The sequence below is a fragment of the Psychrobacter sp. KH172YL61 genome, from assembly GCF_007182895.1.
Classification (GTDB): Bacteria; Pseudomonadota; Gammaproteobacteria; order Pseudomonadales; family Moraxellaceae; genus Psychrobacter; species Psychrobacter pacificensis.
The window spans coordinates 1,842,217-1,860,335 of sequence record NZ_AP019516.1 but is presented as its reverse complement, the minus strand read 5'-3'; the positions used below and the strand labels follow the sequence as shown (position 1 = coordinate 1,860,335).

The following is an 18,119-nucleotide window of genomic DNA, read 5'->3' as shown; positions in this document are numbered from 1 at the left end:
CACCTAACCAAAACGCAATGGTCGTACCCAATGCCACACCAACCAAGCCCATATTCATAATGAACACAAAAATAAAGTCAGCACGATATTGATCAGAGCAATAAATCCCTGCTGATACAGCATATATCGTGTCTTGCCTTGCCCTGCAAACCAACCTATAAAGGCAAAGTTCATCAGCTCAGCGATCACTCCCCAAAATCGCACATCCAAATAGATTTTTGCAGCGCGACCACTTTCAGGATTGGCTGATAACACTTGTAACCCAACATCGATCAGCCACGGTTTGGCCAGTAGCAAAACTGCGCCGATTAAGAAGGCTAATAACAACGCGCGCTGTAAAATAGACAGTAACGGTGACGCTGTTGTCGCAGTGCGCCCATTGTTATCAGTATGATTGGCCAGTTGTCCTAAAGCTTGCGCGGATAAACCAGAGGAGGCGTATTGTAAAAGCTAACGAGCAACAAGGACAACAGCTGTATTGCCAAACCCATGCCAGCCAGTTTGGCCGTCTCATTCATATTACCGACAATCGCTGTGTCGATCACACTTTGCAATGGCATGGCGAGATTGGCCAATAGGACAGGTAGGGCAATGGCAATGATACGCTTATAGCTGGTATCGATAGGCGGCATGACGTTGGATGCTGAGGTATTGGCTGGCATTGGTGGCTCGTTTATACTGAGGCGATAAAGAGGGCAATATATTATTTGGTTTTGGCAAAGCAGCAGTGCAACGCATTTGATAAGTGAGGCAAAATTGCTATAAGACAAAAGCACCTAGACTCATTATTCATAAGTCAGGTGCTCTTGTCGAAACATTATTACTATTTCATCAGCGATAATACAAAGGCTAACCGTACGCTACATAAGTGTACTATGTCCTCTAATATACCTTACTAGACGTTGTCTTGCTCAAACATTTTTGGATCATTGAAGGTGACAATCTCTTCTTCAAACTCTGGCTTCACTTTTACGATAAAATCATCGCGTGATAGACCCATGCGTAATGGAATCGAGCTTGCAATATAGGTCGATGAGTAAGTACCTGCAAGTAGACCAATAAATAGCGCGACTGAGAACCAGTATAGCCCTTCACCGCCTAGGAACAACATGGCCAATACGACCAATAGGACTGTTGAGATGGTCATGATGGTACGGCGTAGGGTTTCGGTCAAAGACAAGTCAATCGTCTGCTCTGGGGTAATACCACGGACACGGCGGAAGTTTTCGCGGATACGGTCATAAACCACAATCGTATCGTTCAATGAATAACCAATCAACGCTAATACAGCAGCTAATACCGTTAAGTCGCGGAAGCCAAATAGCGCAAATACACCAATGGTCACCACTGCATCATGAAATAGTGACAGCACAGCACCAAGCGACAATTTGAACTGGAATCGTAGCGCTACATAGCCCAGCATACAAACCAATGCCAACACCAATGCCATAACGGAGTTTAGATAAACCTCATTACCCACTTGGCTACCAATGATATTGACGTTACTGATAGTAGCGGTATTGTTAGGCAATGCTAATGCTTGAGTTAGGTCAGTATTCAGCCCATCCACATTATCAGACTGGGGCGGTAGTCGTACCAGTAGCTCTTCACGTGTACCGAGATATTGAACGACAGCATCATCAAAACCATTGTCTGCCAGTGCTTGTACAACAGCAACCAACAGGCTGCTCATAACGCACGTCTGCTGAGACACCGCCCGTAAAATCAAGACCCAAGTTCAGACCGTTGACGGCAATAGCAATGATACTACCGATCACCATAAATAAAGATAGCAGCGCCATTGGCTTTTCTATCTTCATAAAGGGAATGATGCGCTGATTACCAACGGCTTTGATACCGCCCTCAGCCATGGCTGCGGCATCATCAGCCGCGTCACTTGCTGCTAGGTTAGGATCAACAGCAGTAGAGAGGGCTTGATTGTCTGTACCAGCTTGGCCTTTACCACCACGGCGGCCACTACTTTGCCAGATTTGGTGGTAGTTGGGTTATTGGTTTTGGTATTGCTACCTTTGCCATCACGGCGTGGTTTTTGCGGCGGCGGGTACTTGCAGTAGTCGCATCACCGTTCGAGCCATTTCGATCAGGATTATTCTGCTGTTCTAAAGGGTTATTATTTTCGATCGCCATAATGTTCTCCCAACCGATGCTCAGACTTTTGATGGATTTACGCTTACCATAAGCAATTTGTACCAGTGCACGCGTCACCAAAATAGCGGTAAACAGTGAGCTGACAATACCAATAGCTAGCGTAACCGCAAAGCCTTTAATCGGACCCGTACCAATCGCAAATAGGATAAACGCGACCAATAAGGTTGTGATGTTGGCATCAAAATACTACTAAATGCCCGATCAAAACCTGCCACGATGGCAGATTTTGGCCGTACCCCATTGGCAATCTCTTCTCGTATCCGCTCAAAGATCAGTACGTTGGCATCAACCGCCATACCAATGGTCAAGACGATACCAGCAATACCAGGTAGCGTCAGTGACGAACCCAAAATTGACATAATCGCAATAATAATAATAACGTTCACCGCCAATGCCACGTTGGCAATCACACCAAATAGGCGATAGAAGATAATCATAAATACGAAGACTAATAAATAGCCGACCTGCGTAGAGAATAAGCCTTTATCAATGTTCTCTTGACCCAGCGATGGGCCAATGGTGCGTTCTTCTACAAAGTACATTGGTGCGGCAAGTGCACCTGAGCGCAGTAGTAGCGCAAGCTCAGCGGCCTCAGCTGTGCTATCAAGACCAGTAATACGGAATGATGAACCCAGTACTGCTTGAATATTGGCACGGTTAATGACCTTGGTTTCAGCATAAGGCGTACGTACTTCAGTTGTCTCACCAGTCGCTGGATCTTCTTCGTAAGTGATTCTTTGCTTGTTTTCAATGAACAATACAGCCATCTGCTTGCCGACAGCGGTGCGAGTGGCGTTTTGCATGAGCTTACCACCAGCACTGTCTAGCGTGATGCTCACTTCTGGCGAGCCGTTTTCGTCGACGCCTGTCTGTGCATTGGTCACTTTATCGCCCGTGACGATGGCTTGACGCTCTAGCAACACTGGTGGACCATCGAGTGTCTCAAATGGGAATGCTTCAGTACCTGCTGGAGGAATACCGCCTGTGTAGGTATCAGCGTCTTCTGCCACCATACGGAACTCAAGGTTGGCAGTACGTCCAAGGACACGTTTTGCTTCAGCAGTGTCTTGTACGCCTGGCAGCTCGACCACGATACGGCTCGAGCCTTGAGATTGTACCAATGCTTCAGTCACACCCAGCTCGGCAATACGGTTACGTAGCGTTGTTAAGTTTTGATTGACCGCGTAACTATTGATTTCGTCAAGCGTTGCGTCGTTATATGACAATACCAATGCAGGACCTTGGTTATCAATTGAAGATTGCAAGTTGAAGGTATTGCTCATCGAGCCTTGCAAAATGTTTTGCGCACGATTACGGGTATCTGTATCAGCAAAATGTAGTACAACGCCGCGGTCTTCGGTTTTATACCTTTAATCGCCACTCGCTCAGCACGTAACTCGCGTCGCATATCACGACTGGCGCTGTTCAAGCGCTGTTCAAGCGCCTTGTCCATATCGACTTCTAGTACAAAACGTACACCACCGCGTAAATCAAGGCCAAGTTTCATCGGTCTGGCACCGATATCACGCAGCCACTGCGGGGTCGTTTGTGCTAAGTTGAGAGCGACCACATAGTCCTCACCCAAGTTTTGACGTAGTACTTCTTGCGCTTTTAGCTGATCGACTGGGTTGTTGAGACGTACCAGTGCACTGTTGCCCTCAAACGTACCATTATGATTCTCTAGACCTGCCTCTTCGAGTAAGCTTTGAGACTGGGTCAAGATACCTTCAGACAGTTGAGTCCCTGCTGCTGCGCTCGTAATCTGCACGGCAGGTTCGTCAGGGTATAAGTTAGAGCAGCATATAGACCGGCAATGATGAGCACGACGGCACTTTACCCAGTCACCAAGAATATCATTGGTGAAACAGGCAAAGTCAATATATCTACAGGCTAGGCTAGCTTATATAACAGCCGTACCTTACTACCTTAATAGCGACTACCTTAATAGCGAAAAATGACCGTAAATGATATACGGTCATTATTTGGTCATTGCACCCAGTGGTGATACGACCATTAAATTACTACCGATAAAGCTCAGTAATAATTAAACGTTTTCGATTAAACGCTTTCGATTGTGCCAGCAGGCAATACTGAAATAACAGAAGCACGTTGCACTTTGACATCCGTGTTGTTATTTAAGCTCACAACTGCATAATCGCCTTCTATCGCTTTGATACGACCCATCAAACCACCAGCAAAGATGATTTCGTTGCCAACCGTCAATGCATTCACCATGGCACGGTGCTCTTTGGTACGCTTAGACTGCGGGCGAATGACCAAAAAGTAAAAAATGGCAAAAAAAGCAACAGGAAGTAAAATCTGACCGAATAGCGATCCAGCACCAGCGGCTTCTGGTGCAGCATGGGCAGCTTGAATAAATAAGCTCATAATGTCTCTCAGTGGTTCATAGATAATAATAAAATTAGACGCATAGTAACAAAAAATCCCAGACTTGGTAACTGTTAATCATAGGCTGAGCGTGTTTTTGTTGATGTAATGGCAGAGAATAAGCCGCCGGATAGCAGGATAATATTTTTGCTATATCAAATATATGATGCCAAAATGATCAATATCATATGCCATTGAGCCAAATAATATTGAGGCAATACCAAACAATAAAAGTCACCAAAAAATAAAAACTTAAAAATAGTGACTTATTGTGAAAGATATCATCAATGCTACTATCAAATGGCAATGACTGCATGCATTTAGTATGCTATTTATCGAAGCACTATTTTAGCTTTGAGACGGTGTCTAAATCAGCATTGAGCCGTTATGACTATTGATCAGTAGATATCTGATATCACCTCGATAATGTATATGATTGGCTCGTTATATCATCTTCCTTTTTCTCTTTTTAGGTTACCCAACTTGTTCACCACTTTTATGTTTGTACCTCGTTTATGTCGTCCGCGTGCTCATCGTGAAGACGCATCTGCAGAGCCTCCCCGAGAATGACGACTAGTTCTCGATTTGGTTATACCTTCTTTGCCGTGCTTTGTGCGTTGGCGCTGATGTTGCCGCATTCTGTGTGGGCGGCGGGCGCTGCATCGCCAACCGCCGTGGCAGCCGCACCAACTGCCCTAAACGTGGGACTATTGATATTTTTGTTGTCCTCGCTATTGGTGTCTCTTTTGCCTGCTCGTTGGCTGAGTCTGTTTTGCTGAGCATGACGCCATCGTTTATTGCAGATGTACAAGAAACCAATCCCAAAAAAGCGGATATGCTAAAGAGCCTAAAGGTCGACAATATCGATCAATCACTGGCAGCTATCTTGACCTTGAATACCGTTGCTCACACGTTGGGTTCTATCGGAGCGGGTGCCCAAGCCACCATTGTATTTGGTAGCGCATGGTTTGGATTGTTCTCAGCCATTATGACACTGGCTATTTTGTTCCTGTCTGAGATTATTCCAAAAACACTAGGCACTGTCTATTGGCGTCAGCTAAGTGGTATGGTGGCGTACTTTGTCCGCGGTATCATTATGATTTTATACCCACTTATTTGGGTATCAGAGCGTTTGACGAAGTTATTAGTACGCGGTAAAGAACCGCAAACGTTCAGCCGTCGTGAGTTTGCAGCCCTTGCTAGCATCGGTGAAGAATCGGGTCAAATCGATCCACTAGAGTCGCGCATCATTCGCAATCTACTAGCATTCGGCGCGATCAAAGTTGAAGACATCATGACGCCGCGCTCAGTGATGCTCGCATTTGAAGAAAACAAAACAGTGGCTGAGTTATTGGTTGATCGTCCAAAGCTCACGTTTTCTCGATTGCCCATTTATGATGGTGATCTAGATAACATTACTGGTTTTGTTTTAAAAACTGACATGCTATTGGCAAAAGTCAACCATGCCACGCACAAGCCTTTGACGCAGTTCAAAAGAGACATCACGTTTGTATTCTCTAAAAATGAAACTGTTTGATCTGTTGGAGCTTATGCTAAAAAATCGTATTCATATCGCAATTACCGTTGGCGAATATGGTGAAGTCAAAGGGTTGGTCACATTAGAAGATGTCTTTGAGACATTGTTAGGTCTTGAGATTGTCGATGAAATAGATCGCGTGGAAGATATGCAGGCATTGGCTCGACAAATGATGGACAGACGCGTAGAGCGTTTGGGTATGAAACTCAGTGATGATGAGCAGTATGAAGATAGCAATAGCGAAAACAAATTTTAGCGTTATCGATTGAGTGCTATTGCTATTATCACGACTAAAGTTGTTGAAATCAGAGGATATAATAACCTTCGATTCAAAGAACGGCTTTTGTGAGCATCCTGTGCTTTTATATTCGCAATAATTACACAGGGTGTCACATGCCTGTGAGAATTCAATGATAGGCTCGGCATATGATATGAGTATACTTACTATATAAGTACATCAACAACACAAATGATAAAAGAGCGTTGATCGTCACTACGGCGCAAACGAAAAAATATCGCTAAGGATTATCATGAAAAATTATTGGGAAGTAGGCTTTTGGCTTTATTGGTAAAGGGCGCCAGCGTCACTGCGATATTAGCAGTCGCCAGCACCATTAGTATCAATGCGCAAGCCGCTACGATGACCGAAGCGTTAGTGCAAAACTACGCAGCAGCGATGAAGTCATCCGCAAATAGCAAGAGCATTAATCAGGTCGCTCGTCTGGTATCGGATGATGCATTGATCTCTTTATCTAGAAAGGGAAAATCGACTAGCCTAGACAAAGATGCGTATCTAAAGCTACTGCAAAACAGCTGGAATGATACGTCCAATTATCGCTACGATATCTCTGTAGATAACATTGTTATTACAGGAGATCAGGCAAAAGCCAATGTAACGACAAATGAGAGCTGGACGAAAGACGGTCAGCAAACATCATTTGTTACGACATCTCGTGTAACGCTGACGGTATCTACTGGTAACGCTGTATTATTACGTGCAGTATCACAAGTAGCTATTAACTAGATACTGGTCAATACAATCTATTAGATACTAATAAAAATGATTATTAGTGTCTTTTATATTAGGCTGGTCTTTACTTTACGTTGCATACTATACTATCTCTCAACTTTGTCTTATCACTTTCTGTCGTTAGGAAACTTCCAATATCATGTCTACTGTGCTATCAAAATCTCGCTCGTTTGTTGCGTTACCATTGACGCTTGCGGTATCAACTTTACTCATCAGTGCGTGTAGCAACACCTCAACAGTAAAAAATAAAGGTGCAACCAACAGCTCAGCTATCATTACCAAGCGTCCTGCTAATCAAGGGGCGACTACGAGCAGTGCAGATTACTCAACTGCGTTTTTGGATGCAGAGAGCTTGGATGAATTGGCAGATCTATTAGAAGCCACTGACATGACGATGGTAGAGGGCAACCAGCTTGCTATTCAGCAGTATGGTGATCTATGGAATCGTTTGCGTGCCGGCTACCGTATGAACGGTGGTAAGCCGATTTATAATCAGCGTATCGAAGGGCAAAAGAGTTGGTTTACCAGCAGACAAGACTATCTAAACCGTTTGACGGCGCGTGCCAGTCGCTACATTTACCATACGGTACGAGAGGCTGAGCGCCGCAACATTCCAACAGAGCTGGCGTTGTTACCAGTTATCGAAAGCTCGTATGATCCGAGTGGTACCAGTAGTGCAGCAGCGGCAGGCCTATGGCAGTTTATCCCAAGTACAGGTCGTATCTATGGTCTGAATCAGAGCAGCACCTATGATGGTCGCCGTGACGTTATCGAATCAACGCGCGCCGCTTACGACTTTTTGACCGCGCTACACAATCAGTTTGGTAGCTGGGAGCTGGCGCTAGCCGCCTACAACGCAGGACCTGGTCGTATCCAAAAAGCGATTGATGCCAATGCCGCACGTGGACTACCAACAGACTACTGGTCACTACAACTACCAACTGAAACCATGAATTATGTGCCGCGCTTTTTGGCAGTAGCCGAAATCGTGGCCAAGCCTGAACAGTATGGCGTATATCTACCAGCTATCGCTAACCGTCAGCATTTCCGTAGTGTGCCGGTCAACTACGGTGTGAGCTTGTCTGAAGTATCACAGCTTACAGGCGTGAGTTATGATGAGTTAGAGCGACTCAACACGGCATTGACTTCAGGTCGTGTGGATTCCTCTGGTCCACAGCGCGTTATCATTCCTAACGATGTTAGCTTGAACGCTGATGCCAAACTGAGTCTATTGCGTGGTAATGGCACAAGCAATGTATTGGCTTTTAGCAATACAAGCACCCCAACTACAACGACACCAAGCTACAATAGCAAGCCATATACTTCATCGTCATTACCATCCAGCAGTAGCGCATTGGCTGATTATGCTGCCAGCGCAAGCGTACCTCAGCAAATAACGAGCTATATCTCACCGTCCGCTCAAACGACTAGCAGCTCTGTCTATAGTGGTAATGCCTCAGTACGTACTGAGCCGCCAATAACCAATGCAGAAACCAAAAAGATCAATGCTGAGCTCAAGAGCAGCAACAGTCTACCGACTACCTCAGCTCAGATTACTCAGAATAATACGATTGTCCAAGAGCCACCGCTTAGCAAAGAAGAGCGCGACTTCATTGCCCACCAAATCCGTAGCAATACCTCTGAGACCAACGTTATTAACGCGGATGGTAATATCAACCTGTCAGCCGTACAGACGCAGCAGTCTATCTTAGAAGCAAGCGGTGAAGAGAAAAAGCTGAGCTTTGCTAAAACGTCAGTTAGTAAACCAAAACCACAAGGCACGCGTACCACTTATACGGTCAAACGTGGCGATACGCTATCGAATATCGCAAGCCGTGCAGGGGGTAAATTGGCGTGATATCGCAGAATGGAACCAAATAGATGCCAGTGCCAACTTACTATCTGGCAGCACATTGTATCTATACAATGCCAAAACTATCGAGCCGCTAAGCGCTGCCAGTAACCCAGCCGCCAATCAGCCTGAAAGCTATGTTGTACAAGGTGGCGACACGCTTATTGGTACGGCCAACCGTTTTGGTTTATCGGTCACACAGCTTGCCAGCTACAATAACCTCAGTAGCCGTGCTGATCTGCTCAGAGGACAAAAGCTCTGGCTAGTACCTGGTAAGGTAAAAGCGCCCGCCACAACACCTGCGGCACCATCTACCAGACCAAGTAAATCAAGCACTGCGACTAAGAACTATAAAAGTAAAACCGGGTGACGGTCTGATTGTATTAGCGCGTCAATTTAACGTATCGACAGACACGTTAGCTAGCCTGAACGGTATCAATAGCACAAGCTCACTTTATGTGGGTCAAACACTAAAAGTACCTGCTAGTGTTAATTTCGATGCAGCAAGCACCACAAGCTCTAGTAGTGCTAGTAATACAAGATCAGTAGCGACCACTAGTTATAAAGTAAAATCAGGTGATACCTTGATCGGTATTGCAAATAGCTTGGGTGTTAGTGCAGCAGAGATCGCTGCTGTAAACAGTAACTTTGATGCAAGAGCGCGCCTGCAACGTGGGCAAACGATTAAAGTACCGGTTTCAAAAGAGTTAGTTGATCGCCAACTGAATGATAAAGCCGTCAGCTATAAAGTAAAATCTGGTGATACGCTAACAGGTGTCGCCAAACGCTATAATATCGGCTTGAGCGATTTAGCTTCAGCAAATAACCTGAGCACGACGTCTAACTTGATATTAGGTCGTACTATTACTATTCCTGCGGGCGGTAGCGTGGCAAGCTCTTCGGCTTCTACAAGCTCTTCGGCTTCTAATAGTAGTCAAAGCAACAGTAATCAAAGCAGTAGCAGTCAGAGTAGTAGCAGCGGTAAAAAGCTAGGAAATACTGAAAATTACAAAGTCAAATCTGGCGATGGCTTGATTGCCTTAGCTCGTCAGTTTGGTATCTCTGTAGAGGATTTGGCTGCGACCAATGACTTGGCGACGAATGCCCAACTACAGCGTGGACAAACCCTAAAAGTGCCAAAAGCGACGGTGAGCTACACGGTTGGCTCAGGCGATAGCTTGATTGGTTTAGCTCGTAAATATGGTGTATCAACCCAAGAATTGGCTGAGATGAATAATATCGCTGCTGATACTATGTTACAACGTGGTCAGCGTCTGACGGTACCCAATCGTTTAGGTATCTTAAGATATCTGATATCTAATGGAGTCTATTAACTAGACAGTTTGAGTTTTGATAGACTCAAGATAACTTCTGATGTTGCTAACATAGTGCATTGCTTGGCCATAACGGCTGTTTGATGCTTTGTTGTCCGCCAAATACGCATAAACGTTCGCCCAGCTCTTGTCGTCAATGCCTTGGGCGCGTAATTTACGCTGAATGCTTTTCACCGCATTTGGACCCATGTTGTAAGCAGCAAGGGCAAACCAGACGCGATCAGTCTTGGGTACATCCGCGAACTCTGCTTTCATTTGCTCTAGATAACGAGCACCGCCGCCGATACTTTGATAAGGATCAACGCGATCTGACACGCCCATAGCCTTTGCAGTGTTATTGGTCAGCATCATAAGGCCGCGTACGCCAGTCGGAGATACCGCATTGGCATCAAGATGTGACTCTTGATAACCCATAGCAACCAACAATTCCCAATCATGATTGTAATTGCGCGCTTGCTCTTCAAACGAAGACTGATAATCAGGCAGTTTTTCTGTCAGTGTTTTTTGGAAATGATCCTGACTATAAGCGTCTTTTAGCAAATTCTGATTGTAGAACGCCGCTAGTTTCTGTGTGTTTTTTAGCTTGATGCTATCGCACAAGAAGTAACTGGCTTTTTTTGGACAGTGGATCATTAGGTGAGCTGAACGTCCAACTGACTTTTGGATGCAGACCGTTTTTAGTCAAGCTTGAGTCGTAGCCACAGCTGACATTAACAGATGAGAGATTGAGCTGGCTTTTTAGTTTGGTACTAGCCGTGGTCAACGCCATATCAGCGTCACCTGATCTCAAGGCTTTGAGTGCAGCCTCTTCATTGGCATAGGCTTTTAGATTGATATCCACACCGAGCTCGTCTGCATAGGTGCGCACGAGATCAAAACCAAAGCCATGTTGGAAGCCATCAGTGGCAAAATAAGTACTATCACCTGGGACAGCGGCAATGGTCAAAGTGTTTTGCAGCATGACATTGGCATAGGCTGATACCTTTGTATTCATTGTCGTTAGGCTCTGTGCAGGCAAAGAGAGCAGAGCGATACTGGATACTTGTGCCAGCTTCTTGGTTCTGGCAAAACGACCCGACGCAGTAGGGGTAGATGAAACGATGTTACTTTTGGTGTTAAGTAGGCGTTTAGATGGACGTAGTAAATGAGAAATACGACGTTTGGCACCTTGCGCAGATCCTTTGACACGATAAGTAATACGTTGCATGGATGTCTCCTGATTTTAGCCATCCTTCTTACCGCAAAAACGCGTAAAAATACATGCACATCATTTGGCATATATCAATACAGCATTTCAGACGACATCATACTCTTGAATAAAATAAGTATCAGTCATCCTGCTTGATTATAGCGCCACTAGCATGCTCTCTCTAAGAGTTAGCGATGTGGATTTGTGGGTCAGCCCGCTATCGAAGTGTTACTCATATGCTTAAAGTAAAAGCATAAAACAGTCGTTTCAAAATCTGGACGCACGACTACGCGAAGGGATGTAAATCAGATGATTCCTTCATCGATAACGCAATATGGCTAATGGCCAAACAACTATATATCAAACATAGGTAAGGTCATGAGTAAGTTATTGAGACAACGACATCAAGCAAAGCGGTGAGGTAATGATTGGCCATTGAGACCAATATATTCATCTGCTTTGGTGATGCTAACTTTAATAACTAACGACACCTTGAGTGATTAGTAATAAGGTGGCTAGCTGCTAAAGTTAATTGTCCAGCAATGAGGGCAAGCAGCTCAACCATATTTGATAGCTTATAAAATATGCTATCAAAAGGTGGTGCAAAACTGTCATCGCGACACTACAAATAAAAACACGGTATAAATCAAATATCGAGTGTATACATCGTGTTTTAACTGGCGACGTTCAAAAATTTCATTGCTCATAAAGCATGATAAAGTTTCAAATAACCGCCAGCATTATTTTAGTGCCATAACCGGAAGCTGTAATAATGGGAAGTTTCATGACAAAACGTTCTTTCTTACAGGTGGTAATATGCGGATATCGCTTGCATTATTCAAGTAGAGTTAAGAAAAAGCGATAAAACTTAACAATTGAGATATAAACGGTTAAATGTCGCTATATTATGGGCGTAATATTCACAAACTCATTAATGAGTTTTGCGATAATGGCTATAACAACGCCTATATTCTTTATTAATCGTCTCGAGTTCTGCCCTAATGATGGCCACTATATTGGCTATCTTATGCTGGATTTTTAATATCAACAAAGGTTACTGGCAGTCCATATTCTTGGGCGACTATCTCTCCTAACGCTTGAATACCACCGCGCTCTGTTGCGTGATGACCACAAGCAAAGTAATCGATACCCAGCTCACGAGCGATATGCGTGGTACGCTCAGAGATTTCACCAGAGATATAGGCGTCACAGCCCATTATGGCAGCCTGTTCGATCATATCTTGGGCGCCGCCTGTACAAATACCGACACGTTTGATCACTCTCGCTATTGGCAGTCGTTTTCGCATTATTATCAGAGTGATGTTCATAATTAGACGAAATATGTAGTGGGGTACGACCGAGCGCTTGGGTAATCTTTGCGATCAGGCTATCAGCACTCTGCGGTGTGCAAGTGGCGATATTACCAACAGGGTGTGTTTCGTTGGGGTAGAGCGCGCCAGTAATGGTCATATCTAGTACGTCTGCCAGTTTGGCATTGTTACCAATCACGGGGTGTGCATCGAGCGGTAAATGATAGCCAATCATAGAGATGCCATGTTGCATCAATTTGCGGATACGTCGACCTTTCAGACCTGTGATAGGCGCAGGTTCGCCTTTCCAAAAGTAGCCATGATGCACCACAATCGCATCGGCATTGTCAGCGATAGCCGCATCAATCAGCGCCTCGCACGCCGTCACCCCTGTGACGATACGTTGTATTGGACGACCGCCATCTACTTGTAGGCCATTTGGCGCGTAGTCTTTGAACGCACTAGCAGATAGATACTCATCACAAAATTGCGTCAATGATTCTGCGCTGATGCTGTTGGTCGAAGGTTCAGTAGTCGTGTTTTGGCTCATTAGGTTTCCTTATTGTTATTGCCTTGCAGTAACGCAGTATTATTCAAATATAGTGCTTAAAAAAAGTTGTTTGAAGACAAAGACTCATAAAAGATAAATAATTGATCATTATCTATCGCAAATATCTGATAGCGATGATTTTAACATGGCACTGTAAAAGAGTAGACAAGATGGATAACTGAAATGGTACACGATACGTTACTATTTCACGGCATTGCGGTTATAATTTATAAATGTGAGTCTGCCTAGCTCTGGCTATTAATTGCCTAATCAAGCAATTACCTAGTCAAGCCATAATGGTTGAATAATCCAAGCCATGATGGTTGAATAATCGCAGTCTTCTCACCTTATTTCTCACTGTCCGTCTGCATTACATTTATAGAGGTTCTATATGTCGTCATCCCAGAACACCAATAACACCCGTAACAAGGTTTCTTTATTAAAATGGTTGCCTTGGGTCTTATTGCTGCTGGTGTTAGTAGCGTTTATCTGGTTGTTCACGAGTATGAAGTCATCATCGGAGGCCACGTGGGAGCCGCCGAGAACCCTCGCCAGCCGAGCAGCAAGCGTCAGAGCCAGTTGCGGATACACCAGCGCCCATCTCTTCTTATCATAATGCAGTTGCGCGCGCGTCGCAGTCGGTCGTCAATATCTACACCACACAAACGATGACAGAGCATCCTTATATGGATGATCCCGTATTGCGCCGGTTTTTTGAATATCATGGTGGCCCATCACAAGAGCAGGGCAATACCAATCTAGGCTCTGGTGTGATCGTATCAGAAGATGGCTATATCGTGACCAATGCGCATGTCATCGAAAAAGCGGATGAGATCACGGTTGCATTTAACGATGGACGCAAGAGCCGCGCCAAAATCATCGGTACAGACCCTGATAGTGATCTAGCAGTGATTAAGGTTGAGATGACAGGATTGACGCCGCTTGGTTTCCGCGAAGATCCTATTCGCGTGGGGGATCTGGCTTTGGCAATTGGTAATCCATTTGGGGTCGGTCAGACGGTGACGCAAGGGATTATCTCAGCGACTGGGCGTACTGGACTGGGCGTCAATAAGTTCGAAGACTTCATCCAGACGGATGCGGCGATCAATCCAGGTAACTCAGGTGGCGCGCTGGTCGATGCTCGTGGTGAGCTAGTCGGTATCAATACGGTGATATTCTCGCGCTCTGGCGGCTCGATGGGTATTGGCTTTGCGATTCCTACATCATTGGTCGAGCAAGTGATGAACGCGCTGATCAAAGACGGCCGCGTCAGTCGTGGTTGGCTCGGTATCGAAATCCAGTCACAGCTACGTGACCCAACGCAGCTTGAGACCTCAACGGGCGTGGAAGTGCTAAACGTCATCGAAGGCAGTCCTGCTGCCAAGAGTGGTTTGCGTGTTGGCGATATCATCCTAACCATCGATGGTGTCGAGATGACCGATGCCAATACCTTGATCCAATATGTCGCTCGTAAGCCGCCGAACACTGAGTTGGATGCTCAGATACTACGCCGCGGCAAAAATGCTCAAGTCAAAATAATGCTAGAAGAGCGTCCAGTGCAAGAGCCCATCGAGCGTCCTGTCGTACTACAGGGTGAGAGTATGGATGGGATGGGTGGCAGTATCCAAGGTGATCAGCAAGCACCGATGATGTCAGAAGCAGAGCGTGATCGCATGCGCGAAGAGCTAATGAAACTGTTTGAGCAAGACTCTGTAGCACAATAAAGTGTGTTGCTAAATTACACAAAAAGCGCGCTCCTTTGGATAAGGAGCGCGCTTTTTGTCGAGTTAAATTTTATCAAAGCATAAAAGCTAATGTTCAGGCCAGTCTTTAGTCCCTACTATTTTGCTAAGGCTTTTCAATCAGCTCATGGTTGATATAGATTACACCCGCACACGGCAACAGCAGGGCAGGATTTCATCCTCTTCAATCATGGCAAGCGGGTTAAATGGATAATCGACCGTATGCGAGCTAGCAATACGCTTGACTCGGCAGCTACCACAATAGCCCTCGCGGCATTGATAGTTGACATCGTGTCCGGTGCGTAATAGTCCATCTAGTAGACTTTCGTCATCATGTAGATAGAACTGCTTTTTACTGGTCATTACCCAAGTCATCGCTCATCCTATTGGGATATCTGTGCTATTACTATCCCTACTATTAACCGATAAAATGATTACAGATCAACCCTTTATAATTTAAAACCTTTATAGCTCAAAGCTCTTACAACTCAGCTCTTATAATTCGGAGCCTTTATAGTTCAAAGTCGTCAAAATCACTGTCTGATAAATCAGAGTCAATCTGACCAACCAAGTACGAGCTAATCTCGGTCTCTTGTGGGGCGACCTGCACATTGTCAGACGACAACCACGTGTTGATCCACGGGATTGGGTTTGATTTTGAGTTCGGGAACGCCGCTGGCAAGCCGACGGTTTCCATACGTAAGTTGGTGATGTATTCGATATATTGGCACAGAATATCTTCGTTGAGACCGATCATCGAGCCATCTTTGAACAGATAGCCTGCCCATTCTTTTTCTTGCTCGGCAGCCTTGCGGAAGATCTCAATACTTTCATCAAAACACTCTGCGGCAATCTCGACCATCTCAGGATCGTCACGACCATTACGCATGAGATTTAGCATGTGCTGCGTACCGGTCAAATGCAACGCTTCGTCACGAGCGATCAGTTTGATGATTTTGGCATTGCCTTCCATCAATTTGCGCTCAGCAAAGGCAAACGAGCAGGCAAACGACACATAAAAACGAATGGCCTCTAGGACGTTGACCGCCATGATGCATAGATACATTTGCTTTTTCAGCGATCGTAAATCAACGGTCACTTCCTCACCATTTATATTATGCGTACCTGGACCGTATAAGCTATATAGCTGCGAGTTGCGATACAGCTCATCATAGTACTGAGCGATATCAGAGGCGCGGCCTAAGATGTGCTCGTTTTGCATAATGTCATCAAAGATAATATTTGGGTCATTGACGATATTACGAATGATATGGGTATAGCTGCGCGAGTGAATCGTCTCGCTAAACGACCATGTCTCAATCCACGTCTCAAGCTCAGGGATAGACACTAGCGGCAGTAGCACCACGTTTGGACTACGACCTTGGATAGAGTCGAGTAGGGTCTGATACTTGAGGTTGCTCAAAAATATATGCTGCTCATGCGAGGACAGATTGCTAAAATCGATACGGTCGCGTGACACATCGACTTCTTCTGGACGCCAAAAGAATGACAACTGCTTTTCAATCAATTGCTCAAAGATGGGGTGCTTTTGTTGGTCATAGCGCGCCACGTTGACGGGCTGACCAAAGAACATCGGCTCTGTTAGCGCATTGTTTGGCGTTTGCGAAAAAATCGAGTAAGTCATGGGACTGCCTTTATCATTGATACGGTTATGAAATTATATAAATTGGATATGATTATATTATAAATTTTGGTCAATGGCTTTTTTGGGTTAAAGGTTCTCTAGCGATATCTGTGAGGGCTCTTTGCCATCGTTCATATAGGCTTTGAATATTTCGCTCAGTTCACTATCATCGAGTGCTTCTAATTCATCCAGTGCGCTTTTACGTAGGGTACTCACATCAGACGCTTCTGCTGCTGTTTTTACGTCTTTTTTAGCCGCGCGCGATGCTGGTTTTTTGGCTGCTTTTGCCACGCTTTTTTTGGCGACGGCTGCCTTTGGCGCTTCATCCATCTCTAACTGCTGACGCACCGCTGCAATATCAACCTCGACTTGTACGATATGCGAGCCACCATCGTTTAGGTCTGAAAATACGTTTGGGATAAACAAACCACCGTCTTTGATGATTGCGGTATAGTGCACATGACCTCCGTCGTTTTAGTTATTTCTAAGTTTTCGTTGGGGTTGACGCGTCGCCAGACTGTCATATACCTTGTTGTTTTCTCTTTTACCGACTGCCAATACATAAACCACCACCACGTCATCTTTAACGGTATATACCAAACGATACCCTATGGTGCGTAATTTAATTTTATAAGTATCTGTATGTCCAGAAAGTTTCGACGCAGGCACATGAGGGTTGGATAGTCGCTGCTGTAATTTTTTCTTAAACTGCTGTTGGATGCTTGGCGCTATCTTTTCCATTCTTTTAACGCTAACGGGTGAAACTCAAGACTATAAGTCATCGAGCGTAACCTTGATAGGCGCTTGCCCATCATTCATCCGTGCGTTTACGGTTTGGCTGAGTGCCATATCGTCCATCGCTTCCATCATACGCTCGTACATGTCTGTGGAAACCAAGTAAGCCACGGGTTTGTTGTGGTTTAAAATCGCAATCGACTCACCATCTGACTGTTTGATCAAGGCAGAAGGGGTTGTTTTTTAGCTCTGAAATACTGGCTGTTTGTGTCGCAAATATCGGTTGCATGCCCCATTCTCCATTAAAATTATGCTCTAAATATAGGGGCTAATTTTAGCACGAAAATTAGGTCTTACTTGTTACTGTGTTAAATTTAAATATTAAGGTAGCCAATCCCGCCTACCGCTTGTATCTGCTTAGCCGCTGGCGTGCAGTCTATCGTGTCTGACCGCATTCCTGTTGCCTCGATACTACGTCCAGTCAGAGACTGCAACGCCATCGTCGTCAGCAGGATATCGCTATAGTCGGGGCTAAACGACCTTGTTAGGGCGTCTTTCTTTTTCTTAGCGACCTTGCTATTTGAGTATATTTTGTAGGGTGCGCCTCGCTCACCTTTAAACACAATTTTATATCATCG

General features: G+C 45.0%; 13 protein-coding genes and 6 pseudogenes. 5 read left to right on the top strand and 14 right to left on the bottom strand.

Annotated elements, in window-relative coordinates:
* Positions 1 to 54: 54 nt before the first annotated feature.
* The 5 genes and pseudogenes from PKHYL_RS09850 to yajC form a co-directional block, all read right to left on the bottom strand.
* Positions 55 to 297, bottom strand: a complete 243-nt coding sequence (locus PKHYL_RS09850) for an MATE family efflux transporter (protein WP_240365046.1) — start codon at positions 295 to 297, stop codon at positions 55 to 57.
* 110 nt (positions 298 to 407) lie between these two features.
* Positions 408 to 662, bottom strand: coding sequence for a hypothetical protein (locus PKHYL_RS09845; protein WP_240365045.1), 255 nt, complete (start codon positions 660 to 662; stop codon positions 408 to 410).
* Positions 663 to 895: 233 nt separating this feature from the next.
* Positions 896 to 2,148 (bottom strand): annotated as a pseudogene (secF, locus tag PKHYL_RS09840) (protein translocase subunit SecF).
* A gap of 15 nt (positions 2,149 to 2,163) precedes the next feature.
* Positions 2,164 to 3,993, bottom strand: a pseudogene (secD, locus tag PKHYL_RS09835) (protein translocase subunit SecD); the annotation flags it as partial.
* A 234-nt stretch (positions 3,994 to 4,227) separates the two neighbouring features.
* On the bottom strand, positions 4,228 to 4,557 hold the full coding sequence (gene yajC, locus PKHYL_RS09830) for a preprotein translocase subunit YajC (RefSeq protein ID WP_071001390.1): 330 nt from the start codon (positions 4,555 to 4,557) through the stop codon (positions 4,228 to 4,230).
* Positions 4,558 to 5,167: 610 nt separating this feature from the next.
* Between yajC and PKHYL_RS09825 the strand changes: the two genes are divergently transcribed.
* The 4 genes and pseudogenes from PKHYL_RS09825 to PKHYL_RS17600 all read left to right on the top strand — a co-directional run bounded on the left by PKHYL_RS09825 (position 5,168) and on the right by PKHYL_RS17600 (position 10,310).
* Positions 5,168 to 6,094, top strand: a complete 927-nt coding sequence (locus PKHYL_RS09825; protein WP_442966069.1) for a CNNM domain-containing protein — start codon at positions 5,168 to 5,170, stop codon at positions 6,092 to 6,094.
* A gap of 13 nt (positions 6,095 to 6,107) precedes the next feature.
* Positions 6,108 to 6,350 carry a hypothetical protein gene (locus PKHYL_RS18845; protein WP_442966068.1) on the top strand — a complete coding sequence of 81 codons (243 nt, stop codon included), beginning with the start codon at positions 6,108 to 6,110 and terminating at the stop codon, positions 6,348 to 6,350.
* Positions 6,351 to 6,659: 309 nt separating this feature from the next.
* Positions 6,660 to 7,118 (top strand): nuclear transport factor 2 family protein, encoded by a 459-nt coding sequence (locus PKHYL_RS09820; RefSeq protein ID WP_442966153.1) that lies wholly within the window; start codon positions 6,660 to 6,662, stop codon positions 7,116 to 7,118.
* Between the two features lie 145 nt (positions 7,119 to 7,263).
* Positions 7,264 to 10,310, top strand: a pseudogene (locus PKHYL_RS17600) (LysM peptidoglycan-binding domain-containing protein).
* Here the strand turns inward: PKHYL_RS17600 and PKHYL_RS09790 are convergent.
* The 3 genes and pseudogenes from PKHYL_RS09790 to PKHYL_RS09780 all read right to left on the bottom strand — a co-directional run bounded on the left by PKHYL_RS09790 (position 10,311) and on the right by PKHYL_RS09780 (position 13,359).
* Positions 10,311 to 10,943 carry a transglycosylase SLT domain-containing protein gene (locus tag PKHYL_RS09790; protein ID WP_240365041.1) on the bottom strand — a complete coding sequence of 211 codons (633 nt, stop codon included), beginning with the start codon at positions 10,941 to 10,943 and terminating at the stop codon, positions 10,311 to 10,313.
* Positions 10,900 to 11,517 carry a hypothetical protein gene (locus PKHYL_RS09785; protein ID WP_240365040.1) on the bottom strand — a complete coding sequence of 206 codons (618 nt, stop codon included), beginning with the start codon at positions 11,515 to 11,517 and terminating at the stop codon, positions 10,900 to 10,902. Before PKHYL_RS09785 ends, PKHYL_RS09790 begins: the two co-directional genes overlap by 44 nt.
* A gap of 1,007 nt (positions 11,518 to 12,524) precedes the next feature.
* Positions 12,525 to 13,359 (bottom strand): annotated as a pseudogene (locus tag PKHYL_RS09780) (Nif3-like dinuclear metal center hexameric protein).
* A 391-nt stretch (positions 13,360 to 13,750) separates the two neighbouring features.
* On the opposite strand from PKHYL_RS09780, the pseudogene PKHYL_RS09775 reads away from it, so the two are divergent.
* A pseudogene (locus tag PKHYL_RS09775) lies at positions 13,751 to 15,083 on the top strand (S1C family serine protease).
* A gap of 159 nt (positions 15,084 to 15,242) precedes the next feature.
* On the opposite strand, the gene yfaE reads toward PKHYL_RS09775, so the two are convergent.
* From yfaE to PKHYL_RS09745, 6 genes and pseudogenes are all read right to left on the bottom strand, one after another.
* Positions 15,243 to 15,476 (bottom strand): class I ribonucleotide reductase maintenance protein YfaE, encoded by a 234-nt coding sequence (gene yfaE, locus PKHYL_RS09770; protein ID WP_240365038.1) that lies wholly within the window; start codon positions 15,474 to 15,476, stop codon positions 15,243 to 15,245.
* A 136-nt stretch (positions 15,477 to 15,612) separates the two neighbouring features.
* The gene (nrdB, locus tag PKHYL_RS09765; RefSeq protein WP_071001397.1) at positions 15,613 to 16,746 is read right to left on the bottom strand and encodes a class Ia ribonucleoside-diphosphate reductase subunit beta; all 1,134 of its coding nucleotides are present in this window, start codon (positions 16,744 to 16,746) and stop codon (positions 15,613 to 15,615) included.
* 87 nt (positions 16,747 to 16,833) lie between these two features.
* A complete protein-coding gene (locus tag PKHYL_RS09760; RefSeq protein WP_071001398.1) occupies positions 16,834 to 17,205 on the bottom strand; it encodes a hypothetical protein in 372 nt (123 codons plus the stop codon).
* Positions 17,206 to 17,220: 15 nt separating this feature from the next.
* Positions 17,221 to 17,528, bottom strand: a pseudogene (locus PKHYL_RS09755) (type II toxin-antitoxin system RelE family toxin).
* Entirely contained in the window at positions 17,518 to 17,706 is a 189-nt protein-coding gene (locus PKHYL_RS09750) for a type II toxin-antitoxin system Phd/YefM family antitoxin (RefSeq protein WP_240365037.1), read from the bottom strand. Before PKHYL_RS09750 ends, PKHYL_RS09755 begins: the two are co-directional and overlap by 11 nt.
* Before the next feature lie 149 nt (positions 17,707 to 17,855).
* Positions 17,856 to 18,104 (bottom strand): hypothetical protein, encoded by a 249-nt coding sequence (locus PKHYL_RS09745; RefSeq protein WP_240365036.1) that lies wholly within the window; start codon positions 18,102 to 18,104, stop codon positions 17,856 to 17,858.
* Positions 18,105 to 18,119 lie beyond the last annotated feature (15 nt).

Coding starts and splice junctions, on each gene's coding strand:
- PKHYL_RS09845 (WP_240365045.1), bottom strand. CDS start 662: ATGCCAGCCAATACCTCAGCATCCAACGTCATGCCGCCTATCGATACC.
- yajC (WP_071001390.1), bottom strand. CDS start 4,557: ATGAGCTTATTTATTCAAGCTGCCCATGCTGCACCAGAAGCCGCTGGT.
- PKHYL_RS18845 (WP_442966068.1), top strand. CDS start 6,108: ATGCTAAAAAATCGTATTCATATCGCAATTACCGTTGGCGAATATGGT.
- PKHYL_RS09790 (WP_240365041.1), bottom strand. CDS start 10,943: ATGATCCACTGTCCAAAAAAAGCCAGTTACTTCTTGTGCGATAGCATC.
- PKHYL_RS09785 (WP_240365040.1), bottom strand. CDS start 11,517: ATGCAACGTATTACTTATCGTGTCAAAGGATCTGCGCAAGGTGCCAAA.
- yfaE (WP_240365038.1), bottom strand. CDS start 15,476: ATGACTTGGGTAATGACCAGTAAAAAGCAGTTCTATCTACATGATGAC.
- nrdB (WP_071001397.1), bottom strand. CDS start 16,746: ATGACTTACTCGATTTTTTCGCAAACGCCAAACAATGCGCTAACAGAG.